The sequence below is a fragment of the Burkholderia sp. AU28863 genome (assembly GCF_002223195.1).
In the GTDB taxonomy this organism is placed as follows: domain Bacteria; phylum Pseudomonadota; class Gammaproteobacteria; order Burkholderiales; family Burkholderiaceae; genus Burkholderia; species Burkholderia sola.
In genome coordinates this window covers 178,507-203,281 of record NZ_NKFE01000003.1, presented here as the reverse complement: position 1 = coordinate 203,281, position 24,775 = coordinate 178,507, and the positions used below count along the sequence as shown (strand labels likewise).

Below are 24,775 nucleotides of genomic sequence, written 5' to 3'. Positions count from 1 at the left end.
CGGAGACGAAGCCATGGAATTTTTCCGCATCCGTAAAGACATTCCGTTCATGCGGCACGCGCTGGTGTTCAACGTGATCTCGCTGGTCACGTTCCTCGCCGCCGTGTTCTTCCTGTTCCACCGCGGGCTGCACCTGTCCGTCGAATTCACCGGCGGGACGGTGATCGAGGTGCAGTACCAGCAGGCCGCGGAGCTCGAGCCCGTGCGCGCGACGCTCGGCAAGCTCGGCTATGCCGACGCGCAGGTGCAGAACTTCGGCACGTCGCGCAACGTGCTGATCCGCCTGCAGCTGAAGGAAGGCCTCACGTCCGCGCAGCAGAGCGACCAGGTGATGGGCGCGCTGAAGGCGCAGAGCCCCGACGTCACGCTGCAGCGCGTCGAGTTCGTCGGCCCGCAGGTCGGCCGCGAGTTGGCGACCGACGGTCTGCTCGCGCTCGCGTGCGTCGTGATCGGCATCGTGATCTACCTGTCGTTCCGCTTCGAATGGAAGTACGCGGTGGCGGGCATCATCGCCAACCTGCACGACGTCGTGATCATTCTCGGCTTCTTCGCGTTCTTCCAGTGGGAATTCTCGCTGGCGGTGCTCGCGGCGATCCTCGCGGTGCTCGGCTACTCGGTCAACGAGTCGGTCGTCATCTTCGACCGGATCCGCGAGACGTTCCGCCGCGAACGCAAGATGAGCGTGCAGGAAGTGATCAACCACGCGATCACGACCACGATGTCGCGCACGATCATCACGCACACGTCGACGGAAATGATGGTGCTGTCGATGTTCTTCTTCGGCGGCCCGACGCTGCACTACTTCGCGCTCGCGCTGACGGTCGGCATCATGTTCGGCATCTACTCGTCGGTGTTCGTCGCGGGCTCGCTCGCGATGTGGCTCGGCATCAAGCGCGAAGACCTGATCAAGGACAAGAAGACCGCGCACGATCCGGACGATCCGAACGCGGGCGCGCAGGTTTAAGCGCCGCGCCGTTTCGGCGGATATACGAAGGCCGGTCCTGTTGGACCGGCCTTTTTTCATGCAAGCGTCGCTGCCCTCTTCTCCCGGCGCGATGGCCCGGGCGGCTTGGCTACGGTGTCGTGCCGGGCTGACTGGTGCCGCCGCGTCGAGATGCCGACGGCACCGTGCTACTTCAACGGCAAGTCAGACACCGCATCGCGTAATTGCGCGGCGCGTCTGTTATTGAGTTCTGCGACACAGGCCAGACGCTGCATCTCAAGTGCATTGCCAATAGCACCGCCGCCCAATGAGGAGGCAAATGCGCATTGCGCTTTGCGATATTTGATGAAAGCTTTCTTCGAGGCGGCCAGCCTGATTTTTGCCAGATTGACGTATTTGACGTCCTCATCCCACTTGGCAAACGCCACACGTACTTTTTCTTCGGCACGCTTTAGCTCGACCTCGCTTGCCTCTTGCTTCCGCTGCAAACATTCTCTTACTCCGGTTATTTCATACGAGCATTCGCCGCGCAGTTCGCGCTCGCTTTGAACTGGAGCATTCGGCGCAGCCATCGAGATGAGCGGGGAAAAGGCAGCTGCTACCAGAAGCGCTATCTTGCGCATACGGTCTCCGTCCCTTTGTGCATCGCTTTCAACACATAATCCAGTTTCGTAGCGTAATTGATATCGCGACCTCCGTTATAGCGTTGTGCTATCAACTTTGTGGAGATCTGCCGCCAGCTTGTGATGACGCGTTGCACAGATGCTTTCTGATACTTCAACGCCTGCCCAGGTCGTAGAACGGTAGCGGTCGGATTGAGCTTTCTCAGCGTATCTACTGTGCTTGCTTGCGCTTTTGCAATCTTGTCGAGGCTATCGCCGGGCTTAACGATGACCTCATAGATTTTGACATCGGCGTTCGACACGCTGCGGTACTCGTAATGGGCCGTTTTCATCAGCAAGTAACCGATCCCCGCACGAATGTTATGTGCCGGCATGCTTCGGACCGACCCCATTGTCAGCTGTCCGTTCCAGGCCGGTGGCAGAATCAAGTCGCCACCTTCGTTTCCCGACAGCAGGGATGCCAGCCCTGGATCGCCAGAGACGCCGATGCGCATGGGCTTGCTGTTCCATTCCGAGTCGGCCGCACCAGATTCGACCCATAGCATCGCCTTGATAAGTTGCCAATCCAACGGCCTGTATCCTGCTATCCCGGAAAGATGGCGGTTGTACTCGTCGACTGCCATCCGGATTTCGCAATCCCAGGAATCCCATCTGGTATCGCCTACCGCCTTGTCGATGCCGTCCTGCCATTTCTCGAAGCCTGTCTTCGATGGTGCTTGACCCGCCATATCAGTCCTTTCCAGTTAATTGCCGGGTGGTGTGCGAAATATCCCGCAAGACTCTACAAAGTGCAGGACAAAATCGCCATAAGACGTGACTGAATTTTGGAAGGCTCATTTTGAGCCTGAGCGGCGCTCGCAGAAATGCCATCAGCTCGCGAGCGCGGCTACATGACTGCATGCTTGGCGGTACAAAAATCGCAGCCGCCTCAAAGGGCGGCTGCCCCCCGCCCGCGTCGCGTCGAAGCGTCACCGAAACCCGAACCGCCGCCGCAGCACGACCAGCGCCGCGAGGCTCAGCACGGCCGCGAACATCAGGTAAAAGCTCGGCGCGGTCTTCATCCCCGTCTCGCGGATCAGCCACGCGATGATGAACGGCCCGAAGCCGCCGAAGATCGTCACCGCGACGTTATACGCGAGCGACATCCCGGTCGTGCGCGTCTGCACCGGAAACACTTCGGACAGGAGCCCCGGCAGCGCCGCGAAGTAGCCGGTCATCAGGAACGCGAGCAGCACCTGCAGCGCGATCAGCGTGCCGAAGCCCGGATGCGCGACGAGATACGCAAACGCCGGATAGATCAGCACGAGGATGCCGATGGCCGGCGCGATCATCACGCGCACGCGGCCGTAGCGATCCGACCAGTGGCCGACGAGCGGCGCAAACGCCATCTGGATCACGCCGACGACGAGAATCGCCGCAAAGGCGGCGGACGGCGCGAGGCCGAGCTGCTTCACGCCGTAGGTCGGCATGAACAGCACGAGATAGGTCGCGACGGTGCCGAGCACGACCACGCCCATCGCCGCGACGAGACGCGCCTTGTGCGACGCGAACGTATCGCGCAGCGGGTTCGCGGTGCCTTCGGCCGCGAGGAATTCGGGCGTCTCGTCGACCTTGGTGCGGATGTAGTACGCGACCGGCCCGAGCAGCAGCCCGAAGAAGAACGGCACGCGCCAGCCCCACGACGCCATCTGGTCGGCCGTGAGTTGCGCGTTCAGCACGGTGCCGAAGCCCGCAGCGAGCAGCGTCGTGAGCCCCTGGCTCGCGACCTGCCAGCTCGCGAAGAAGCCGCGCCGCCCCGGCACGTGCTCGGCGAGGAACGCGGTCGCGCTGCCGAACTCGCCGCCGGCCGAGAAGCCCTGCATCAGCCGCGCGGCGACGAGGATCACCGGCGCGGCGACGCCGATCGTCCCGTAGGTCGGCAGCACCGCGATGATCAGCGTGCCGGCCATCATCAGCAGGATCGACAGCGTGAGCGCGGCCTTGCGGCCCGCGCGGTCGGCATACGCGCCGAGCACGATCGCGCCGAGCGGCCGCATGAAGAACGACACGCCGAACGTGCCGAGCGTGAGCAGCAGCGACACAGTGTCGTTGCCGGCCGGGAAGAACAGCTTCGAGATCGTCACCGCGAAAAAGCCGTAGACGACGAGATCGAACCATTCGAGCGCGTTGCCGATCGACGCGGCGACCACCGCGCGCCACACGCGCGGCGACGAGGCAATGGAGCTGGACTGCGTGACGGCATGCATCGGCGATCTCCTTGTCGTTGTACGTTCTGTTCGGGGCGGCCACCGTCGCGCCGTCGGCCTGCCCGGCGCCGCAGGATTCGCATGGCCACATGCGGCGCTCGGGCGATTATAGGCGCGCAAAAAAAACCGCCGCGCCCCGGTAACGGGAGCGCGGCGGTTAGTCCGCGGCGGCCGGCGCAATGGCCGGCCCCGCCAGCGAGTCTTACTGCTGCTTGACCGCTTCGGCCGTGATCAGCAGCTTCGTCTTCATCTTGAAGCCGTACTGCTTGCCGTAGTCGAGGCCGAAATCGTCGCGGCTGAATTCGCCGACCGCATCGACGCCGCACACTTCACGCTTGAGCATCGGGTGCGGCATGCACTTGAACGAATCGATCTTCAGCGTCAGCGGCTTCGTGACGCCATGCAGCGTCAGGTTGCCGACCACCGACACCGGCTTGTCGCCGTCGAACTTGATCGTGCCCTTGTAGTTCGCCTGCGGGAACTTCGCCGCATCGAAGAATTCGGCCGTCTGCAGGTGCTCGTCGAGCTTCGCGCTGCCCGTGTGGATCGACGCGATATCGGTCGTCACGTCGACCGTACCGGTCTTCGCCGCGCGATCGAGCGTCACGGTGCCGCTCGACTTGTCGAACTTGCCACGCCAGACCGACAGGCCGCCGAAGTGGTCGGCTTCGAAGCTCGGGTACGTGTGGCTCGGGTCGAACTGGTAGGTCGCGCTTTCGGCGAAGGCCGAGAACGACAGCGAGGCGGCCAGCGCGCCGGCGGCGATGATCAGATGCTTTTTCAAACTTTTTCTCCTAGGAACGGCGCCGCGCCCTCGCGCGGCATTCAGTTGACGCGGCAACCAGCCGCTTACTTCGTAGCGACGAGATGGAACTTGATCTGCACTTCGTCCGCGACGATCGACGTGTCCTTCCACTCGCCGGTGCCGACGTTGAAGGCCGAACGCTTGATCGGCAGCACGCCGTCGAAGGTCTGTGTCGCGCCGTTTTGCGCGACCGTGACGGGCACCGTGACGGTCTCGGCCTTGCCCTTGATCGTCAGCTTGCCGGTCACGTTGTACTTGTTGCCGCCGGCCGGCGCGATCGCCGACGACACGAAGGTCGCCTGCGGATAGGTCTTCGCGTCGAACCAGTCCTTGCCGGCGACTTGGTCGTTGTACATCTTGTCGCCGAGGTCGAAGCTCGCGACGTCGATCGTCATTTGCGCGCTGCCCTGCGCGGCTTTCGCCGGGTCGAACTTCACCTGCGCGGAAAACTTCTTGAACGCGCCTTCGGTCGGCACGTTCATCTGCTTCGACACGGCGGACACCTTGCTCTTCGCGAGATCGACGTCGGCATGCGCCGCGCCCGACGCGACAAGCGCCGCCGCGGCGAGCGCGGTCAGCATGGAGCGGGAGAAAGACACTTTCATGGGATCCTTCATTTGGCAAAGGGAAGCATGCGCGACAACAGGCCGTCGCGGTCCAACAACTGGTGCTTGAGCGCCGCGAGCACGTGCATCGCGACGAGCGCAAGCAGAATGTAATTCAAAGAGACGTGCAGCGTCTTGAAGGTTTCCTTGAGCGCCGGATCGGGGTCGATCAGACGCGGCAGCGGCACGACGCCGAGATAGACGACCGGGATGTTCGACGCCGAGCTATACAGGTAGCCCGTCACCGGAATCACGATCATCAGCACGTACAGCAGCATGTGCACGCCGTGCGACGCCGCGCGCTGCCACGCCGGCGTGCCGCCCGGCAGCGGCGGCGGCACGTGGGTCGCACGCCACAGCACGCGCACGACGGCCAGCGCGAACACCGTCACGCCGATCCACTTGTGCCACGAGAAGTACTTCAGCTTGGTCGGCGTGAAGCCGGGGATGTCCGTCATCACCCAGCCGAGCGCGAAGCCGCAGACGATCAGCAGCGCGATCAGCCAGTGCAGTGCGATCGCGGGGTGCGCATAGCGTGCCGGCACGGCCGGCGGCGATTTCGATGCCATCTTGGGTTCCTCAGTTCAGCGAACGGCTGCGCCGGTAAATTCGTCCGACGCATGTCAAGGGCGCCATGCTACCGCAACCTTTTGACGCGCGCGGACTCTGAGGACAGGCGCGCCAGCCGGCTGACGGCTTCCCGTCATGTTACCGACCGGTCACGCAATTCATGATCCTTGACCCATCGAAAAAGCCCTTTTGGTAAGATTGGCGCGGGTTCCGGCCCCGTCGACGCGTTTCCCCAGCCGTCGCGACACCGCCTTTTCCATGCAACGATACGACCTGATTGCCTGCCACGAATGCGACGCACTGTTGCATAAACCGCGCCTCGCCGGCCGCGAGATCGCGCGCTGTCCGCGCTGCGACGCGCTGCTGTATCGCAACAGCACCACGCAGATCGAGCGCATCACCGCGCTCGCGGTCGCGGCGCTCGTCACGTTCATCATCGCGCAGACGTTCCCGATCCTCGAAATGGACCTGAACGGCACGCGCGTGCAGACGACGCTGATCGGCGCGATCGACGCGCTGTGGCATCAGGACATGGCGATCGTCGGCGTGATGGTGTTCTGCTCGACCGTGCTGTTTCCGCTCGTCGAGATGGCCGCGCTGCTTTACGTCCTGCTGCCGATCCGCCGCGGCGTCGTGCCGCCCGGCCTCAACGTCGTGCTGCGCACGATCCAGCTCGTGCGGCCGTGGGGGATGATCGAGGTGTTCATGCTCGGCATCGTGGTCACGATCGTGAAGATGGTGAGCCTCGCGCGCGTCGTGCCCGACGCGGCGCTGTTCGCGTTCGGCGCGCTCACGCTGATGACCGCCGTCGTGCTGATGTTCGACCCGCGCACGGTGTGGGACATCGCCGACGACCTGCGCGCCGGCCGCGCGCCCGGGCAGCCCGACCCCGCCGCGCCGCTGCCGGACGCGCCCCGCCGATGACGCGCCCCACGCCGACCGCCGCCCGCGAGGGCTACGCCAGCTGCCACGCGTGCGGGCTCGTGCAGACGATCGACCACCCGCACGCGCATTGCGCGCGCTGCGGCAGCGCGCTGCACGTGCGCACGCCGAACAGCATCATGCGCACGTGGGCGCTGCTGCTCGCGGCCGCGATCCTCTACATTCCGGCGAACCTGCTGCCGATCATGCGCACGTCGTCGATCGTCGGGTCGCAGCAGGACACGATCATGAGCGGCGTCATCTATTTCTGGACGTCCGGCGACTGGCCGCTCGCCGTCGTCGTGTTCGTCGCCAGCATTCTCGTGCCGATGCTCAAGCTCGGCGTGCTGACGATCCTCGTCACCAGCGCGCAGCGCCGCGCCGCCTGGCGGCCGCTGCAGCGCACGCGCCTCTACCGGATCGTCGAGCGCATCGGCCGCTGGTCGATGCTCGACATCTTCGTCGTGACGCTGACCGTCGCGCTCGTCCATTTCCGTTCGCTCGCCGTCATCACGGCCGGCCCCGGCGCCCTCGCGTTCGGCTCGGTCGTGATCCTGACGATGCTCGCGTCGATGCAGTTCGATCCCCGCCTGATCTGGGATCCAGTCGAAACCTCAGGGAATCACCATGAATAGTCCACAAGGCCCGCAGCACGACGCGCCCCGGCCGCCCGATCCGACGATCTCGACGAAAAGCGGCTGGCTGCCGTCGCTCGTCTGGCTCGTGCCGCTGATCGCCGCGCTGATCGGCATCGGCCTCGTGATCAAGTCCGTGCGCGAGCGCGGCCCGGAAATCACGATCAGCTTCCACAGCGCCGAAGGGCTCGAGCCGGGCAAGACCCAGGTCAAGTACAAGGACGTCGAGATCGGCACGGTCAAGACGATCAAGCTGTCGAAAGACCTGTCGCGCGTGCTGGTCCAGGTGCAGCTCAAGAAGGAAGCCGAGGATTTCGCGGTCAAGGGCTCGCGCTTCTGGATCGTGCGGCCGCGCGTCGGCGCGACCGGCGTGTCGGGGCTCGGCACGCTGCTGTCCGGCGCGTACATCGGCGTCGACGCCGGTCACGGCCAGGACACGCTGACCGACTTCACCGGCCTGGAGACGCCGCCCGCCGTCACGGGCGACCAGAAAGGCACGCAGTACGTGCTGCGCGGCGATTCGCTCGGCTCGGTCGATATCGGCTCGCCGGTCTACTACCGCCGCGTGCAGGTCGGCCAGGTGGTCGGCTTCTCGCTCGACAAGGACGGCACGGGCGTGACGTTCAACGTGTTCGTCAATGCGCCGTACGACCAGTACGTCGGGATGAACACGCGCTGGTGGCAAGCGAGCGGCGTCGACCTGCGGCTCGATTCGAGCGGCCTGAAGCTGAACACGCAGTCGCTCGCGACCGTGATCCTCGGCGGCATCGCGTTCCAGACGCCGCCGAACCAGGGCACCGGCACGACCGCGCCGAACAACACGACGTTCCGTCTCGGCTCCGACGAGGGCGACGCGATGCGCGACCCGGACGGCCAGCCGCTGCAGGTCGTGATGAACTTCAACCAGTCGCTGCGCGGGCTCGCCGTCGGCGCGCCGGTCGATTTCCGCGGCATCGTGCTCGGCGAAGTGACGAACATCGGCATCGACTTCGATCCGAAGACGAAGAACTTCCTGATGCCGGTGACGATGAACGTGTATCCGGAACGCCTCGGCCGCCGCTTCCGCGAGACGATCGAGAGCAAGGGCGAACCGGCGCGCCGCGAAATCGTCGAGCGGCTCGTCCAGCACGGGCTGCGCGGCCAGCTGCGCACCGGCAACCTGCTGACGAGCCAGCTGTACGTCGCGCTCGACTTCTTCCCGAAGGCGCCGGCCGTGAAGATCGACACGGCCCGCCAGCCGCTCGAGCTGCCGACCGTGCCGAACACGCTCGACGAGCTGCAGCTGCAGGTCGCCGACATCGCGAAGAAGCTCGACAAGGTGCCGTTCGACCAGATCGGCGCGAACCTGAACAGCGCGCTCGCGAATGCCGACAAGCTGTTCAAGCAGCTCGACACGCAGGTCGCGCCGCAAGCGCGCGACACGCTGTCGGCCGCGAAGCAGACCTTCTCGACCGCCGAAGCGACGCTGCAGCAGGATTCGCCGCTGCAGTCCGACGTGCGCGGCGCGCTGAAGGAGCTCACGCGCACGCTGCAATCGCTGAACGCGCTCGCCGACTATCTGGAGCGCCACCCCGAATCGCTGCTCAAGGGCAAGCCAGGAGATAAGCAATGACGACACGCGTGAACGGTTTCGCAAGCGGCGCGGCGGCAGTCTTCGCCGCACTGGCGCTCGCCGCGTGCAGCTCGCCGCCCGCGCGGTTCTACACGCTCAGCCCGGCCGACGCCGCGGCGCCGCTGCGCACCGCGCCGGCCAACCCGGCGTTCCTGATCGAGGTGCCGTCGGTCGGCGTGCCCGAGCAGGTCGCGAAGAACCAGCTGGTCGTGCAGAAGAACGCGGCGCAGGTCGACGTGCTGGAGCAGGAACGCTGGGCGGCGCCGCCCGCCGACGAGATCCGCCGCGCGCTGTCGGACGATCTCGCCGCGCAGCTCGGCACGATCGACGTCGCGAATTCCGCGTATCCGGCCGGCGTGCCCGTGTACCGCATCAGCGTGAACGTGCAGCGCTTCGAGTCGTGGCCGGGCAAGCGCGCGGCGATCGACGCCGTATGGAGCGTGCGCTCGCTCGCCTCGCAGGCCGTGATGACCTGCCGCACGAGCGTCGCGGAACCGGTCGCGGACGGCTACGACGCGCTCGTCGCCGGCCACCGGCGCGCGCTCGACGTGATTGCCACCCAGGCCGCGGCCGGCGTGCGTGCGATGGCCGCCCGCCGCGGCGCGGTGTCCGCGGCCGGCGGCAAGACGGCCGCCGCGCCGGCCGTGCCGTGCCCGGCCAACCCGACGGCCGGCGGCGACGCCGGCGCGACGGGCAAGTCCGGCGCATAAGCGAACGCAGACGGCGCGCGGGGAAACGTTCGACACGGCGTTCGCCTGCGCGGGGTCGAACGGCGCGGCGCGTCCCGTCGCACACGCCGAAAGCCGGACGCCAGCGGCACGCCGCCGCAGCCGGCCTCGCGCGCCGCCATCGGCCGGACGGACATGACATTCTTTGTCAAAAGCCGCCGGAACCCGCGCCATGCAATGCGGTCGGCTTGCGTTTTCCGGCCCGATTGACGATCCTACGCACTTTCAGGCTCGCGCCGTTCGTCGTGCGCGCCAGCCAGCGGCGCCGGGCCGCGTTCGGCCCGACCGCCGTGCCTCCCGGCGCCCGCACGCGAATCGCGTGCACCGCGACGGGGCAGCCGCATCGCGGGTCGCCGCGCATCGTCCGGCCACCGGCCCCGTCTCACCCGTTCTCACCGGCGCCGCGCCGTTTCCCCGGCCGGCATCCCGAACCCGCCCGTCCCGGGCTTTCGCTATTCCGTTTATGTTTCGTTCCCTGACGACCCTGATCAAGAAGTGGCGCGCGTCGCGCAATGCCGGCCACCAGCTCGATGCGCTGCTCGCGCACGCCGACGCCGGCGCGTCGTACGCCGAGCGCAGCGAATGGCTGATCGAGCTCGCGCACTGGCTGCGCCGCAACGGCACGGTGCTGGACGCGCCGGCCGAGCGCGACGCCGACACGCGCGCGTATCCGGCCCATGCGCGGCTGCGCTACCTGTTTCACGTGCTCGATCGCAACCCCGCGTGGAAAGCGCACGCGGCGCGCATCCTGCGCGGCATCCTGCGCGAGTGCGACGGCATCTCGCTGCTGTGCGATGCGGGCATGCCCGTGCATTCGGGCTTCTTCGGCGCGCTGTTCGAGCGGATCGACTCGTCGCTGATCCCGCCCGCGCCGAACCGCCGCGAGCTGTCGGCGCTGTTCACGCTGATGTTCCCGACGCCCGAGGACGCGAAATGGATCGACGCGCTGCCCGACGATCTGCTCGCGCGCGTCGCCGAGCTGATCTCGTTCGACGTCACCGACGAAGAGCGCCACGAGCCCGGCTCGTTCTCGCGCGACCTGCTGGCCGCGCTGCACAACCTGACCTGCCAGATCAGCTCGACCGGCCTGTCGCAGACGGTGCGCAGCCGGCTGTCCGACGACGACGCGCGCAAGCCGCTGGAACGCCAGCCGCTCGAATCGCAGCCGTTCTACCGCCTCACGCGCGCGATGCTCGCGGTCGAAACCGCGCATGCGGCCGTCGAGGACGGCGGCGACCCGAGCAAGCTGCTGCACGAGGTGAATTACCTGCGCGTGCTGCTCGACGAATGCCGGATCGCCGTCGACGAGGTGTTCGCGCACCTGTACCGCAACGGCGTGTCGGTCGACATCGTGTTCCAGGTCGAGCGGATGCGCATGCGCATCCTGCGCGCGGAAATGCTGCTCAACGCGTGGATGGCGCGCGACGACCTGCGCGGCATGGCGCACCTGACGGCCGAACTCGTCGATGCGAACCAGAGCAGCCAGAGCGTCGCGCACCTCGTGCGCAGCAACTTCTCGCTGTTCGCGCGCAAGCTCGTCGAGACCAACGCGGACACCGGCGAGCACTACATCTCGCGCGGCCGCGCCGAGTATCTGAAGATGCTGCGGATGGCCGCGGGCGGCGGCCTCGTCACCGTCGCGACCGTGTGCGTGAAGTTCGCGATCACGGGCGCGCACCTGCAGTCGATGCTCGAAGGGTTGCTTGCAGGCATCAACTACGCGGCCAGCTTCATGCTGATGCACTTCCTGCACTTCACGCTCGCGACCAAGCAGCCGGCGATGACCGCGCCGACGCTCGCGCGCGAGCTCGACGACACGGGCCACGACGAAGGCGTGAAGGCGTTCGTCGGATCGGTGATCGCGCTGATCCGCACGCAGGCGGCCGCGATTTCCGGCAACGTGCTCGTCGTGCTGCCGGTGTGCCTGCTCGTGCAGCTGTTCGCGGGCAACGTGCTGCACGCGAACCTGATCTCGCCGGAGAAGGCGCACGCGACGCTGCACTCGTTCTCGCTGCTGGGCCCGACGCCATTCTATGCGGCGCTCACCGGCGTGCTGCTGTGGGCGTCGAGCCTGCTCGCGGGCTGGGCCGACAACTGGTTCGTGCTGCACCGGGTCGGCGACGCGCTCACGTACAACCGCCGGCTGCGCCTGACGCTCGGCGCGGCCGGCGCCGCGAAGCTCGCGCACTTCTGCCGGTCGAACGTCGCGGGCGTGGTCGCGAACGTCGGTCTCGGCCTGATGCTCGGCCTCGTCCCGGCGATCGTCACCGTGTTCATGTTCCCGTTCGAGGTGCGGCACGTGACGCTGTCGGCCGGCTCGATCGGGGTCGCGCTCGGCGTGCTGGGCAAGGGTGCGCTCGGCACGCCCGAGCTGTGGTGGGCCGGCGCGGGCGTCCTCAGCATGGCGATCCTCAACGTGCTCGTGAGCTTCGCGCTCGCGTTCACGATGGCCGTGCGCTCACGCAGCCTGCGCCCGACCAAGGTGCGCGCGCTCGTGGCGGCGATCGTCCGCACGGTGCTGTCGAATCCGCTCGCGCTGTTCTGGCCGGCGGCCAACCCCGCCACGCGCGCCGGCCAGCCGGGCGCGCACTGAGCCGCGGCGGCGCGGCGGCGGCGGCCCGCCCGCCCTTCGCCGCCCGCCCGGCACGCGCGAGCGGCCGTCGCGCCGGCGGCGCCGCGCCGAAACGCCGGCCCCGGTCGCCGCGCCGCGTACAATAGTGGACTTTTGCACGTCCTCACCCGCCTTATGTCCTCGCCCACCCTGTTCGAATTCTTCGCCCCCTGCCCGCGCGGCCTCGAAGCGGCGCTTGCCGCCGAGCTGGCCGAAATCGCCGGCCGCCACCTGAACGGCGCGCCGTTCACCGCGGGCGCGCAGGTGCCGGGCGGCGTCCATTTCAGCGGCGGCTGGGCCGCCGGCATGGCCGCGAACCTCCATTCGCGGATCGCGAGCCGGATCCTGCTGAAGATCGCGCACGGCCCGTACCGCAACGAGCAGGACGTCTACGCGCTCGCGCTCGAGCAGCCGTGGGAACGCTGGTTCGCGTCGACGCAGACGCTGCGCATCGACATCACCGCGATCAAGTCGCCGCTGAAAAGCCTCGAATTCACGACGCTGCGCGTGAAGGATGCGATCTGCGACCGGATGCGCGAGAAAACCGGCTCGCGCCCGAGCATCGACACCGGTGCGCCGGACGTGCGCGTGTTCGCGTTCCTGACCGTCAACGCGTGCACGCTGTACCTCGACACGTCGGGCGAGCCGCTGTTCAAGCGCGGCTGGCGTCTCGACAAGGGTGCGGCGCCGCTGCGCGAGAACCTCGCGGCCGGCATCCTGCGCCTGACGGGCTGGACGCCCGGCACCGCGCTGTACGACCCGATGTGCGGCAGCGGCACGTTCCTCGCGGAAGCCGCGCAGATCGCGCTCGGCGTGGCGCCCGGCGTCGAACGCCGGTTCGGCTTCGAAAAGCTCAAGCAGTACGACATCACCGCGTGGCAGGGGCTGAAGGTCCCGGCGCTGGACGCGAAGCGCGCGGCGCGGGCCAAGCGCGGCGAAGCGCTCGGCGTGTACGGCAGCGACATTTCCGGCGACATGCTCGAGAAGGCGCGCGCGAACCTCGAGCGCGCCGGCGTGCCGTCGGTGTGGCTCAAGCAGGTCGACGCGCGCGGGATGACGCCGCCGTGCGACGGGCCGGGCATCCTCCTCGCGAACCCGCCGTACGGCGAGCGGATCGAAGTGCGCGGGCGCAGCGCGCGCGGCGAGGTGCGCGAAACCGGCCGCAACCGCGGCAACGACGACGCATTCCGCCGCACGCACACCGACGCGCCGGACAGCGAGTTCTTCAATGCGCTCGGCGATGCGCTGAAGCAGCGCTTCACGGGCTGGCAGGCGTTCCTGCTGACGTCCGATCGTTCGCTGCCGGGCCAGTTGCGGCTGCGCGAATCGGCCAAGACGCCGCTGTTCAACGGCGCGCTCGAATGCCGGCTGTTCCGCTTCGACCTGATCGCCGGCAGCGTGAAGGCACGCCCGGCCGCGCCGGAAGGCGACGCCTGACACGCGAACCGGCCGCTGCGGCCGCCTGCTGACACCCAGACGACGCCCGGCACCCGCCGGGCGTTTTTCTTTACGCCGCCGTCCTGCACACCCCCTCGCCTCGCATCCGCGCGGCGCGGTCCCGCCCGACCGGACGCCACCGCAGCCGCCTTTTGTCAGCGCCGCCATGACTACTGACAGCACGCTGTCAGCAGCCCCCCGCCACACTGCAATCCCGGCGCAATGCAAGGCTGGTTTCCATCAAGAACCGAACAACAAGGAGCTCGTCATGACGTCAGCAACCGCCACTGCCACCCCGGAGCGCGCGATCGCGTGGTTCGACATTCCGTCCCTCGATTTCGACCGCGCGATCCGCTTCTACGAAACCGTGCTGCAAACCACGTTGCAGCGCGCGGTCATCGGCGGCGTACCGATGGCGACGTTCGACCGCGACGCGTCGAGCACGGGCGGCAGCATCGTATTCGATCCGCAGCAGATCAAGCCGAGCGCGAACGGCGTGCTCGTCTACCTGAACGCCGGCGAATCGGTCGTCGCGGCGCTCGAACGCGCGAAGCGCGCGGGCGGCGTCGTGCAGGGCTCGGTCGTCGAGTTGCCGAACAACTACGGCTACGTCGGCTATCTGATCGACACGGAAGGCAACCGCGTCGGCCTGCACGCGCCGAAATGCCACTGAGCGCAGCGGTCAGCGGGCCGGCGCGGCGCTATCATCGCGAAGTCCCCGTCGCCAGAGGAATCGAGGTGCTGTCATGACCCGCCGTGCCGACCGCCTGTTCCAGATCGCCGAGCTGCTGCGCGGGCGTCGGCTCACGACCGCGCAGCAGCTGGCCGACTGGCTGTCGGTGTCGCCGCGCACGGTCTATCGCGACGTGCGCGACCTGCAACTGTCCGGGGTGCCGATCGAAGGCGAAGCCGGCATCGGCTACCGGCTGAACCGCAACGCGAGCCTGCCGCCGCTCACGTTCACGGCCGAGGAGCTGTCGGCGCTCGCCACCGGCGCGCGCATGCTCGAGACCTGGGGCGGTGCGCGCTTCGCGAGCGGCGTGCGCTCGGCGCTCGCGAAGATCGCGTCGGCGATGCCGGCCGACAAGCGCACGGCGCTCGACCGCCTGCCCGTGTTCGCGCCGTCGTTCCACATCGACGAGACGTTTTGCGCGAAGGTCGACGCGATCCACCAGGCGATCGACACGCGCCACATCGTCAGCTTCGACTATCGCGACCGGCTCGGCGCGCATTCGCAGCGCCGCGTATGGCCGCTCGGGCTCGTCTACTGGGGCGGGCGCTGGACGATCGGCGCGTGGTGCGAGCTGCGCGACGATTTCCGCACCTTCGACATCGCGCGGATGGGCGACATCACCGTGCACGAGCAGTTTCCGGACATGGAAGGCCGGCGGATCGCCGACTACATGCGAATCGCGGAAGCGCCGATGCGCTGATGCGGCAAGGCGGCGGGCGTACGCCGCCGCCCTTCATGTTCCGGGCGCCAGGTGGCGCCCGGCCCTGCCTGCGTTACCCGCCGAACACCACCGGCCGCTTCGGCCGCTCGTCGACGTGCAGCGAAAACACGTCCGCACGCGCGTAGTGGCCGACGACGTCGAAGTCGTAGCGCGCCTTCACGAGCTCGTCGGTGTCGATGCGCGCGGTCACGAGCCCGGCCTCGCCGATCAGCGGCTCCGTCAGCAGGTCGCCGAGCGGCCCGACGATCACGCTGCCGCCGCGGATCAGCGGCCGCTCGGGGTCCCAGCCCGGCACGTCGATGCCGAGCGCGCGCGGCGACGGCTGCACCTGGCACGCGCTCACGACGAAGCAGCGCCCCTCGTGCGCGATGTGCCGCATCGAGCTCTGCCACACGTCACGCTCGTCGACGGTCGGCGCGCACCAGATCTGCACGCCTTTCGCGTACATCGCGCAGCGCAGCAGCGGCATGTGGTTCTCCCAGCAGATGGCGGCGCCCGCGCGGCCGGCGGCCGTGTCGACCACCGGCAGCGTCGAGCCGTCGCCCTGCCCCCAGATCAGCCGCTCGGTGCCGGTCGGCATCAGCTTGCGGTGCTTGGCGACGAGCCCGTCGCGCGGATCGAAGAACAGCGCCGTGCAGTACAGCGTGCTGCCGCCGCGCTCGATCACGCCGACCACGAGGCTCGCGCCCGTGCGCTGCGACAGCGCGGCCAGTTCGTCGGTTTCCGGCCCCGGTACGTCGATCGCCTGCGCGGTGTAGCGCGCATACGCGTCGCGCCCTTCAGGCAGCCGGTAGCCGAGCCGCGTGCCGAAGATCTCGCCTTTCGGATAGCCGCCGAGCACGGCCTCGGGCAGCACGACCAGCGACGCGCCGCTGTCGCGGATCGCGGTTTCGTAGCCGAGGATCGTGTCGAGCGTGGCGCGCGTGCCGGCGGGCGATGCGCCGATCTGCAGCGCGGCGATGACTGAGGTGGACATTTAGGCGTCTCCGGTAAATGCGGTGAATGGGATGACGCCATCTTTGTCGATATCATTTCATCGATCAAATCGATACAACGATAACTGACATGAATGCAGATGATATCGTCGGCCTCGACCTGAACCTGCTGAAAGTGTTCGAGGCGCTGTACGAGGAAGGCGGCGCGAGCCGCGCGGCGCTGCGGCTCGACCTCACGCAGTCGGCGGTCAGCGCGGCGCTCGGGCGGCTGCGCGTGATCTATGCCGATCCGCTGTTCGTGCGCACCGGCCGCGGGCTCGCGCCGACGCCGCGTGCCGACGAACTGAAGCCGATCCTGTCCGATGCCCTCGACCGCTGCCGCGAAAGCCTCGCGATCGCGGCCGACGGCGGCGAACGCGTCGGCCGCACGATCTCGATCGGGCTGTCCGACGATTTCGAGATCGCGCTCGGGCGCGCGCTGATCGATGCGGTCGCGCGCGAAGCGGCCGGCATCCGGCTGATCTTCCGGCAGACGCACAGCGGCATCGCCGGCGACGCGCTGCTGCGGCACGGCGTCGACGTCGCGATCGCGTCGGGCGGGTTCTCGGCGAACGGGCTCAGCCGGCGCGCGGTCGCCACGGGCGGCTATGCGTGCCTGATCGATCCGGCCGGCCGCGCGCGGGCGCCGCGCACGCTGACGCTCGCCGAATTCCTGCGGCGCGACCACCTGCTCGTGTCGTCGGGCGGCGTGATCGGGATCGTCGACGAGGCGCTGGCCGCGCTCGGACACAAGCGGCGCGTCGCGGCGTCGACCACGCATTTCGCCGCGCTGCCGTACCTGCTCGCCGGCTCCGACGCGGTCGCGACGATCCCCGCGCATGCGGCGCATGCGATCGCGCAATCGACCTCGCTGCGTGCGCTCGCGTGCCCGGTCGACCTGCCGCGCTATCCGGTCGAAATCGGCTGGCGCACGAGCACGCAGCGCGACCCGGCGATCGTGCGCGTGCGCGACACGATCGCCGCCTGCGTCGCACGTCTCGTCGCACCATGAAAAAAGCCCGGCCGGCTTGCGCCGGTCGGGCCTGTCCGGGGCACCGCGCCCGCGTATCGATACGGGCGCCGCATGCCGGCACCTGCGTTATTCGACGGCCTTCACCATGTCCTCGATGACCTTCTTCGCATCGCCGAACACCATCATCGTCTTGTCCATGTAGAACAGGTCGTTGTCGAGGCCCGCGTAGCCGGCCGCCATCGAGCGCTTGTTGACGATCACCGTGCGCGCCTTGTACGCCTCGATGATCGGCATCCCCGCGATCGGCGATTTCGGATCGTTCTTCGCGGCCGGGTTCACCACGTCGTTCGCGCCGAGTACGAGCACCACGTCCACCTGGCCGAATTCGCCGTTGATGTCCTCCATCTCGTGCACGATCTCGTACGGCACTTCCGCCTCCGCGAGCAGCACGTTCATGTGGCCCGGCATCCGCCCGGCAACCGGGTGGATCGCGTACTTCACGTCGATGCCCTTCTCGATCAGCTTGTCGGTCAATTCCTTCAGCGCGTGCTGCGCGCGGGCGACGGCGAGCCCGTAGCCCGGCACGATCACGACCGTTTCCGCGTTGCCGAGCATGAACGACGCATCGTCGGCCGAACCGGACTTCACCGGCCGCTGCTCCTGCGCGCCCGTCGCACCGCCGGCCGACGCTTCGCCGCCGAACCCGCCGAGGATCACGTTGAAGAACGAGCGGTTCATGGCGTGGCACATGATGTACGACAGGATCGCGCCCGACGAGCCGACCAGCGAACCGGCGATGATCAGCATCGCGTTGTTCAGCGAGAAGCCGATGCCGGCCGCGGCCCACCCCGAGTACGAGTTCAGCATCGACACGACCACCGGCATGTCCGCGCCGCCGATCGGGATGATGATCAGCACGCCGAGCACGAACGCGATCGCCGTCATGATGATGAACGGCAGCCACGCCTGCGTGATGAAGAACAGGATGCCGAAGCCGAGCATCGCGATCGCGAGCATCAGGTTGATCAGGTGCTGGCCCGCGTACACGACCGGCGCGCCCTGGAACAGCCGGAACTTGTACTTGCCCGACAGCTTGCCGAACGCGATCACCGAACCGGAGAACGTGATCGCGCCGACGAACGTGCCGATGAACAGCTCGACGCGGTTGCCGTACGGGATGAAGCTCGACGACACCGCATCCTGCGGCACGAGCCCGAACGCTTCCGGCTCCGACACGACCGCATACGCGATGCACACGGCCGCGAGACCGATCAGCGAGTGCATCGCCGCGACGAGTTCCGGCATCTTCGTCATCTCGACACGCGCGGCGACGAATGCCCCGACGCCCCCGCCGACGATCAGCGCGCCGAGCACGAGCGCGAGGCCGAGCGGCAGGTTCGCGCCGAGCCACGCGGCCTGCTTGACGATCAGCGCGATGGTCGTGAGGATCGCGATGGCCATCCCGACCATCCCGAACAGGTTGCCGCGCCGCGCGCTTTTCGGGTTCGACAGCCCCTTCAGCGCCTGGATGAAGCACACCGACGCGACGAGGTACAGCAGCGTAACGACGTTCATGCTCATCGCGCGCCCTCCTTGCCGCCCTCGATACGCTTGGGCTCCTTCTTGCGGAACATCTCGAGCATTCGCCTCGTCACGAGAAAGCCGCCGAACACGTTGACGGCCGCGAGCGCGACCGCGAGCGTGCCGAACAACTTGCCGGTCGCACCGACGGTGAGCGCCGCCGCGAGCATCGCGCCGACGATCACGATCGCCGAGATCGCGTTGGTCACGGCCATCAGCGGCGTATGCAGCGCCGGCGTGACGTTCCAGACGACGTGGTAGCCGACGTACACCGCCAGCACGAAGATGATCACGTTGATCACCGTGTGATTGATGACTTCCATGGTCTCCTCCGTTATTTGCGCGTGAGCTCGCCGTCGCGGCACAGCAGCGTCGCGGCGACGATGTCGTCGGTCAGGTCGATGTTCAGCGCGCCTTCCTTCGTGACGATCAGCTTCAGGAAGTCGAGCAGGTTGCGCGCATACAGCGCCGACGCGTCCGACGCGACCATCGATGCCAGGTTCGTGTAGCCGGCGATCGTCACGCCGTTGTGCACGATCACCTGGTCGGCGACGGTCAGCGGACAGTTGCCGCCCTTGCGACCGTCGATGTCCGGGCCGCGGCCGGCCGCGAGATCGACGAGCACCGACCCGGGCTTCATCGACTGCGCCGTTTCGACCGAGATCAATGTCGGCGCCGGACGGCCGGGAATCAATGCGGTGGTGATCACGATGTCGGCCTGCTTCGCGCGCTCGTGCACGAGCGCGGCCTGGCGGCCGAGCCACGACGGCGGCATCGGGCGCGCATAGCCGCCGACACCTTGCGCGGCTTCGCGCTCTTCGTCGGTTTCGAACGGGACGTCGAGGAATTTCGCGCCGAGCGACTCGATCTGCTCCTTCACGGCCGGCCGCACGTCGGACGCCTCGATCACCGCGCCCAGCCGCTTCGCGGTCGCGATCGCCTGCAGGCCCGCGACGCCCGCGCCGAGAATCAGCACGCGCGCCGCCTTCACGGTGCCCGCGGCCGTCATCAGCATCGGCATGAACCGCGGATACAGCGACGCGGCCACCAGCACGGCCTTGTAGCCGGCGATGTTCGCCTGCGACGACAGCACGTCGAGACTCTGCGCGCGCGTCGTGCGCGGCGCGGCCTCGAGCGCGAAACCGGTCACGCCGGCCGCGGCGAGTTGCGCCGCCTGCTCGCCGTTGAACGGCTCGAGCATGCCGACCAGCACGGCGCCGCGCTTGAGCAACGGCAGTTCGGCGTCGGTGGGCGCCTGGACCTTCAGCACGAGATCGGCACCCAAAGCGGCCGACTGGTCGGTCAATTCGGCGCCGGCGGCCACATAGGCTTCGTCGGGATAGCTGGCGGCGCTGCCGGCCCCTTTCGCGATACTGACCCGATGGCCGGCCGCCGCGTATTTCTTGACGGTTTCCGGCGTCGCGGCCACGCGCGCCTCGTTGGCCCGCGTTTCAGCAGGCACTCCAATATGCATCGTCAGTTCCTCCAGTCATTGTCAGTATTTCTTTTCTTGCGATCTTTACTGCACAACGAGCCGGACAGGCTGACTTACCGGCTCACGAGCAACGGCGTTCACGCTGCACTTTAACCGAAAGCGATGGCCCCGCCAGCACTTTCCGCACGACCGTGCTCGAATGCGACATGAGTCTGGCCGCCGCCGTCACGCGTCGGCGGGATGGACGATCTGCGGGGTCGGATTCGTCTAACGGGCGGCCGGCGGGGAACGACCGGCAGCGTTCGGGCGCAACCGGTAAAATGCCGAACCATGAAACCCGAAATCTGGACCCCGCATGTGACGGTCGCCGCGCTCGTCGAGCGCGCCGGCCGCTTTCTCGTGATCGAGGAAGAAACCTCGACGGGCCTGCGCATCAACCAGCCGGCCGGTCATCTCGAAGCCGGCGAGACGCTCGCCGACGCCGTGATCCGCGAAACGCTCGAGGAAACCGCGCACCCGTTCACGCCCGACGCGCTCGTCGGCGTCTATCTCGCGCATTACGATCGCCCCGGCAGCGCCGGCGCGACCTACCTGCGCTTCACGTTCTGCGGCACGGCCGGCGAACCGGTCGCGGGCCATGCGCTCGACGACGGCATCGTCCGTACGCTATGGATGACGGCCGACGAACTGCGCGCATGCAGCGAGCGCCATCGTTCGCCCGCGGTGATGCGCTGTGTCGACGACTACCTCTCCGGGCGGCGCATTCCGCTCGATTTCGTGCACACGCATTCGGTCGCTCCGCGCCCCGAGGCATTCGAACGTCAGGCGGTCAGCAAATGAGCAAGCGTCGTGTAGTGGTGGGCATGTCGGGCGGCGTCGATTCATCGGTGACCGCATGGCTGCTGAAGGAACAGGGCTACGACGTGGTCGGCCTGTTCATGAAGAACTGGGAAGACGACGACGACGGCGAATACTGCTCGACGCGCCAGGACTGGATCGACGTCGTGTCGGTGGCCGACCTGATCGGCATCGACGTGGAAGCCGTCAACTTCGCGGCGGAATACAAGGACCGTGTGTTCGCCGAGTTCCTGCGCGAATACTCGGCCGGCCGCACGCCGAACCCCGACGTGCTCTGCAACGCCGAGATCAAGTTCAAGGCGTTCCTCGACCACGCGATGTCGCTCGACGCGGAAATGATCGCGACCGGCCACTATGCGCGCGTGCGCGAGCGCGACGGGCGTTTCGAACTGCTGAAGGCCTTCGATCATACGAAAGACCAGTCGTACTTCCTGCACCGGCTGAACCAGGCGCAACTGTCGAAGACGATGTTCCCGCTCGGCGAGATCCCGAAGACGAAGGTGCGCGAGATCGCCGCGCAGATCGGGCTGCCGAATGCGAAGAAGAAGGATTCGACCGGCATCTGCTTCATCGGCGAGCGGCCGTTCCGCGATTTCCTGAACCGCTATCTTCCGACGAAACCCGGCCCGATGAAGACGCCCGACGGCAAGGTGGTCGGCGAGCACATCGGCCTCGCGTTCTACACGTTCGGCCAGCGCAAGGGCATCGGCCTCGGCGGCAGCAAGAGCGGCAGCGGCGAACCGTGGTTCGTCGCCGCGAAGGACATCGCGTCGAACACGCTGTACGTCGTGCAGGGCCACGACCATCCGTGGCTGCTGTCGCGCGAGCTCGTCGCCGGCAACGTGAGCTGGGTCGCCGGCGAGCCGCCGGCGGACGGCTTCGCGTGCGGCGCGAAGACGCGCTACCGGCAGGCCGATGCGGCGTGCACGTTCGGCCGGGCCGCGTTCGGCGGGGCCGCGATAGGTGCCGCGGCCGCCGGCCCGGCAGGCGAAGCGCGCTTCTCGCTCGCGTTCGACGACGCGCAGTGGGCGGTCACGCCCGGCCAGTCGGCCGTGCTGTACGACGGCGAGATCTGCCTGGGCGGCGGCATCATCGAATCCGCGGCCACCGGCCAGCCCGGGCAGGCTGCGGCGGCGGGCCAGGCGCCGGCGCTCGCCGAAGCACGCTGATATCCATTCGGTTTAGACTTGCGGCACGCCGCGCCCGGCGGAACACGATTCCGCCGCGGCCGGCGCGCCGCCTTCGCAGCGTACGCATGGCGGCACCTCAGAATGCTTACGGAGCCCCCCATGCTTTCAAGACGCTACCTCGCGATGTGGTGCGCCGTGCTGCTGCTCGTCGCGGCGGCCGCGCTCGCGTCGGTCCACCTCCTCTCCTGGCTGTGGATCGCCATCCCCATCGCCCTCGTCGCGCTCGGCCTGTACGACCTGAACCAGGACCGCCACGCGATCCTGCGGAACTACCCGCTCTGGGGGCACTTCCGCTTCCTGTTCGAATTCATCCGACCTGAAATCCGCCAGTACTTCGTCGAGGACGACACCGACGAAAAACCGTTCTCGCGCGCGCAGCGCAGCCTCGTCTACCAGCGTGCGAAGAACGTCGCCGACAACCGTCCGTACGGCACCGAGCTGAACGTGAAGGCCGTCGCGCACGAATGGATCAGCCATTCTCTCGCGCCGACGAAACTGCCGAACCACGATTTCCGCATCCGCGTCGGCGCGAATCGCGCGCAACCGTACGACATTTCGATCTTCAACATCTCGGCGATGAGCTTCGGCTCGCTGTCCGCGAACGCGATCCGCTCGCTGAACCTCGGCGCGAAGAAAGGCGGCTTCGCGCACGATACCGGCGAAGGCTCGCTGTCGAAGTACCACCGCGAGAACGGCGGCGACATCATCTGGGAAATCGCGTCCGGCTACTTCGGCTGCCGCAACGACGACGGCACGTTCAACCCCGACAAGTTCGCGAAGCAGGCCGCCGATCCGCAGGTCAAGATGATCGAGGTGAAGCTGTCGCAGGGCGCGAAGCCCGGCCACGGCGGCGTACTGCCGGCCGCGAAGATCACGCCGGAAATCGCCGAGACGCGCGGCGTGCCGATGGGCAAGGACTGCATCTCGCCCGCGACGCACTCGGAATTCTCGACGCCGCGCGGGCTGCTCGAATTCGTCGAGCGGCTGCGCACGCTGTCCGGCGGCAAGCCGACCGGCTTCAAGCTGTGCATCGGCCATCCGTGGGAATTCTTCGGGATCGCGAAAGCGATGCTCGAGACGGGCATCGTGCCCGACTTCATCGTCGTCGACGGCGCGGAAGGCGGCACCGGCGCGGCGCCACTCGAATTCACCGACCACGTCGGCGTGCCGCTGCAAGAAGGGCTGCTGCTCGTGCACAACACGCTCGTCGGGATCGGCGTGCGCGACCGCGTGAAGCTCGGCGCAAGCGGCAAGATCATCACCGCGTTCGACATCGCGCGCACGCTCGCGATCGGCGCGGACTGGGTGAACTCGGCGCGCGGCTTCATGTTCGCGGTCGGCTGCATCCAGGCGCAGCACTGCCACACCGACCGCTGCCCGACCGGTGTCGCGACGCAGGACCCGGTGCGTCAGCGCGCGCTCGTCGTGCCCGACAAGGCCGAGCGCGTCTACAACTTCCACCGCAATACGCTGCATGCGCTGCAGGAACTCGTGCAGGCGGCCGGCCTCGCGCATCCGTCCGAGCTGCGCGCGCATCACATCGTGCAGCGGGTCGCGCCGCACGAGGTGCGCCTGATGTCGCAACTGCTGAAATACCTGAAACCCGGTGCGCTGCTCGACGGCCACACCTGCGGCTTCTCGCTGTACGACAAGTGGTGGCCGATCGCGCGCAGCGATTCGTTCACGCTCGGCGAAGCCGTGTACGCATCGATCGAGTGACGCAAGCGGTCAGCCCGCTCCGGCGGCGGGCGGCCTGCGCCGCAAAAAGAAAAGCGCCCCGCGGGGCGCTTTTCTTTCGTCTGCCGAATGCGTGACGGCCGGGCCGCGGCTCAGTTCTGCGGCAGCGTATCGACGAACGACGGTCGTTGCTGCAGCTTCACGAAATGCTTGTCGAGGTTCGGGTGGCGATCGCGCCAGTCGAGCTCGGGCATCCGGAAGTCGAGATAGCCGAGCGCGCAGCCGAGTGCGATGTCGGCGAGCGTGTAATGATTGCCGACGCACCACGTCTTGCCGCCGAGGCCCTGCGACATCGCGACGAGCGCGTCGTCGATCTTGCGTTGCTGGCGCGCGATCCAGCTCGCGCTGCGCTGCGCTTCGTCGCGCATCGTGTGTTCGAGACGAATCGCGACAGCGGCGTCGAGCACGCCGTCGCCCAGTGCTTCCCAGCAGCGCACTTCGACGCGCTCGCGGCCCGACGGCGGAATCAGCTTGCCGACCGGCGACAGCGTATCGACGTATTCGCAGATCACGCGGGAATCGAACACCGCGGCACCATCCTCCATCACGAGGCACGGGACCTTGCCGAGCGGATTCGACGCATGAATGTTCGTGTCCGGCGCCCACACGTTCTCGAGCTCCAGCTTGTAGTCGATCTTCTTTTCAGCAAGCACGATCCGCGCCTTTCGGACGTACGGGCTGCTGAGCGAACCGATTAATTTCATCATCTGCCTTTTTAAGGGAACCGCCGAGAGTATACGTTGTCGTCGATCATAACCGGCCCGCGCGGCCGGGCAGAAAATCGCCCGTCCGGCCTGTGGAAGGTTTGCAACAGCCGCCGCCGAGCCCCGTCGGGCG

Annotated in this window: 24 protein-coding genes; 13 read left to right on the top strand and 11 right to left on the bottom strand. The window is 67.5% G+C overall.

All coding sequences use genetic code 11. From position 1 onward, the window contains the following. The first annotated feature begins 13 nt into the window (after positions 1-13). Positions 14-964 carry a protein translocase subunit SecF gene (gene secF / locus CFB81_RS03260; protein WP_050011793.1) on the top strand — a complete coding sequence of 317 codons (951 nt, stop codon included), beginning with the start codon at positions 14-16 and terminating at the stop codon, positions 962-964. A gap of 167 nt (positions 965-1,131) precedes the next feature. Here secF and CFB81_RS03255 read toward each other — a convergent pair whose 3' ends face one another. The 6 genes from CFB81_RS03255 to CFB81_RS03230 form a co-directional block, all read right to left on the bottom strand. Then, positions 1,132-1,566, bottom strand: coding sequence for a lysozyme inhibitor LprI family protein (locus CFB81_RS03255; protein WP_089434564.1), 435 nt, complete (start codon positions 1,564-1,566; stop codon positions 1,132-1,134). Continuing rightward, complete coding sequence (locus CFB81_RS03250) at positions 1,554-2,294, bottom strand: LysM domain-containing protein (protein WP_089434563.1); 741 nt, start codon at positions 2,292-2,294, stop codon at positions 1,554-1,556. Before CFB81_RS03250 ends, CFB81_RS03255 begins: the two co-directional genes overlap by 13 nt. A gap of 240 nt (positions 2,295-2,534) precedes the next feature. After that, entirely contained in the window at positions 2,535-3,812 is a 1,278-nt protein-coding gene (locus CFB81_RS03245; RefSeq protein WP_069616720.1) for an MFS transporter, read from the bottom strand. 202 nt (positions 3,813-4,014) lie between these two features. After that, on the bottom strand, positions 4,015-4,596 hold the full coding sequence (locus CFB81_RS03240; RefSeq protein WP_006476873.1) for a YceI family protein: 582 nt from the start codon (positions 4,594-4,596) through the stop codon (positions 4,015-4,017). A gap of 65 nt (positions 4,597-4,661) precedes the next feature. Continuing rightward, the gene (locus tag CFB81_RS03235) at positions 4,662-5,222 is read right to left on the bottom strand and encodes a YceI family protein (protein ID WP_069616721.1); all 561 of its coding nucleotides are present in this window, start codon (positions 5,220-5,222) and stop codon (positions 4,662-4,664) included. Positions 5,223-5,230: 8 nt separating this feature from the next. Then, entirely contained in the window at positions 5,231-5,791 is a 561-nt protein-coding gene (locus CFB81_RS03230; RefSeq protein WP_089434562.1) for a cytochrome b, read from the bottom strand. A 259-nt stretch (positions 5,792-6,050) separates the two neighbouring features. On the opposite strand from CFB81_RS03230, the gene CFB81_RS03225 reads away from it, so the two are divergent. The 8 genes from CFB81_RS03225 (at position 6,051) to CFB81_RS03185 (ending at position 15,169) form a co-directional block, all read left to right on the top strand. Next, positions 6,051-6,716 (top strand): paraquat-inducible protein A, encoded by a 666-nt coding sequence (locus tag CFB81_RS03225; protein ID WP_069616723.1) that lies wholly within the window; start codon positions 6,051-6,053, stop codon positions 6,714-6,716. Next, a complete protein-coding gene (locus CFB81_RS03220) occupies positions 6,713-7,348 on the top strand; it encodes a paraquat-inducible protein A (protein ID WP_069616724.1) in 636 nt (211 codons plus the stop codon). The genes CFB81_RS03225 and CFB81_RS03220 overlap by 4 nt, the downstream gene beginning before the upstream one ends. Next, positions 7,341-8,960, top strand: coding sequence for an intermembrane transport protein PqiB (locus CFB81_RS03215; RefSeq protein WP_069616725.1), 1,620 nt, complete (start codon positions 7,341-7,343; stop codon positions 8,958-8,960). The genes CFB81_RS03220 and CFB81_RS03215 overlap by 8 nt, the downstream gene beginning before the upstream one ends. Beyond that, positions 8,957-9,670 carry a membrane integrity-associated transporter subunit PqiC gene (locus CFB81_RS03210; RefSeq protein WP_069616726.1) on the top strand — a complete coding sequence of 238 codons (714 nt, stop codon included), beginning with the start codon at positions 8,957-8,959 and terminating at the stop codon, positions 9,668-9,670. The genes CFB81_RS03215 and CFB81_RS03210 overlap by 4 nt, the downstream gene beginning before the upstream one ends. A gap of 481 nt (positions 9,671-10,151) precedes the next feature. After that, positions 10,152-12,281, top strand: coding sequence for a site-specific recombinase (locus CFB81_RS03200; protein ID WP_089434560.1), 2,130 nt, complete (start codon positions 10,152-10,154; stop codon positions 12,279-12,281). 153 nt (positions 12,282-12,434) lie between these two features. Then, positions 12,435-13,736: a class I SAM-dependent RNA methyltransferase gene (locus tag CFB81_RS03195; RefSeq protein ID WP_089434559.1), complete on the top strand. Its 1,302-nt coding sequence runs from the start codon at positions 12,435-12,437 to the stop codon at positions 13,734-13,736. A 268-nt stretch (positions 13,737-14,004) separates the two neighbouring features. After that, positions 14,005-14,409, top strand: coding sequence for a VOC family protein (locus CFB81_RS03190; protein WP_006476880.1), 405 nt, complete (start codon positions 14,005-14,007; stop codon positions 14,407-14,409). A gap of 73 nt (positions 14,410-14,482) precedes the next feature. Beyond that, positions 14,483-15,169 carry a YafY family protein gene (locus tag CFB81_RS03185; protein WP_069616730.1) on the top strand — a complete coding sequence of 229 codons (687 nt, stop codon included), beginning with the start codon at positions 14,483-14,485 and terminating at the stop codon, positions 15,167-15,169. Positions 15,170-15,242: 73 nt separating this feature from the next. On the opposite strand, the gene CFB81_RS03180 is transcribed toward CFB81_RS03185, so the two are convergent. Beyond that, positions 15,243-16,166, bottom strand: a complete 924-nt coding sequence (locus tag CFB81_RS03180) for a carbon-nitrogen hydrolase family protein (protein ID WP_089434558.1) — start codon at positions 16,164-16,166, stop codon at positions 15,243-15,245. A gap of 89 nt (positions 16,167-16,255) precedes the next feature. Here CFB81_RS03180 and CFB81_RS03175 point away from each other — a divergent pair, with 89 nt between their 5' ends. Continuing rightward, a complete protein-coding gene (locus tag CFB81_RS03175) occupies positions 16,256-17,176 on the top strand; it encodes a LysR family transcriptional regulator (protein ID WP_089434557.1) in 921 nt (306 codons plus the stop codon). Between the two features lie 87 nt (positions 17,177-17,263). On the opposite strand, the gene CFB81_RS03170 is transcribed toward CFB81_RS03175, so the two are convergent. The 3 genes from CFB81_RS03170 to CFB81_RS03160 are packed head-to-tail and all read right to left on the bottom strand — an operon-like array spanning position 17,264 to position 20,192. Beyond that, positions 17,264-18,718, bottom strand: a complete 1,455-nt coding sequence (locus CFB81_RS03170; RefSeq protein ID WP_089434556.1) for an NAD(P)(+) transhydrogenase (Re/Si-specific) subunit beta — start codon at positions 18,716-18,718, stop codon at positions 17,264-17,266. Then, entirely contained in the window at positions 18,715-19,041 is a 327-nt protein-coding gene (locus CFB81_RS03165) for an NAD(P) transhydrogenase subunit alpha (RefSeq protein ID WP_069616734.1), read from the bottom strand. Before CFB81_RS03165 ends, CFB81_RS03170 begins: the two co-directional genes overlap by 4 nt. Positions 19,042-19,052: 11 nt before the next feature. After that, entirely contained in the window at positions 19,053-20,192 is a 1,140-nt protein-coding gene (locus CFB81_RS03160; RefSeq protein WP_069616735.1) for a Re/Si-specific NAD(P)(+) transhydrogenase subunit alpha, read from the bottom strand. A 291-nt stretch (positions 20,193-20,483) separates the two neighbouring features. Between CFB81_RS03160 and CFB81_RS03155 the strand changes: the two genes are divergently transcribed. The 3 genes from CFB81_RS03155 (at position 20,484) to CFB81_RS03145 (ending at position 23,920) form a co-directional block, all read left to right on the top strand. Continuing rightward, positions 20,484-20,993 (top strand): NUDIX hydrolase, encoded by a 510-nt coding sequence (locus tag CFB81_RS03155; RefSeq protein WP_069616736.1) that lies wholly within the window; start codon positions 20,484-20,486, stop codon positions 20,991-20,993. Further along, on the top strand, positions 20,990-22,180 hold the full coding sequence (gene mnmA / locus CFB81_RS03150) for a tRNA 2-thiouridine(34) synthase MnmA (RefSeq protein ID WP_089434555.1): 1,191 nt from the start codon (positions 20,990-20,992) through the stop codon (positions 22,178-22,180). The genes CFB81_RS03155 and mnmA overlap by 4 nt, the downstream gene beginning before the upstream one ends. Positions 22,181-22,300: 120 nt before the next feature. Beyond that, positions 22,301-23,920 carry an FMN-binding glutamate synthase family protein gene (locus CFB81_RS03145; protein WP_069616738.1) on the top strand — a complete coding sequence of 540 codons (1,620 nt, stop codon included), beginning with the start codon at positions 22,301-22,303 and terminating at the stop codon, positions 23,918-23,920. Positions 23,921-24,030: 110 nt separating this feature from the next. On the opposite strand, the gene CFB81_RS03140 is transcribed toward CFB81_RS03145, so the two are convergent. Beyond that, entirely contained in the window at positions 24,031-24,642 is a 612-nt protein-coding gene (locus CFB81_RS03140) for a glutathione S-transferase family protein (RefSeq protein ID WP_089435312.1), read from the bottom strand. Positions 24,643-24,775 lie beyond the last annotated feature (133 nt).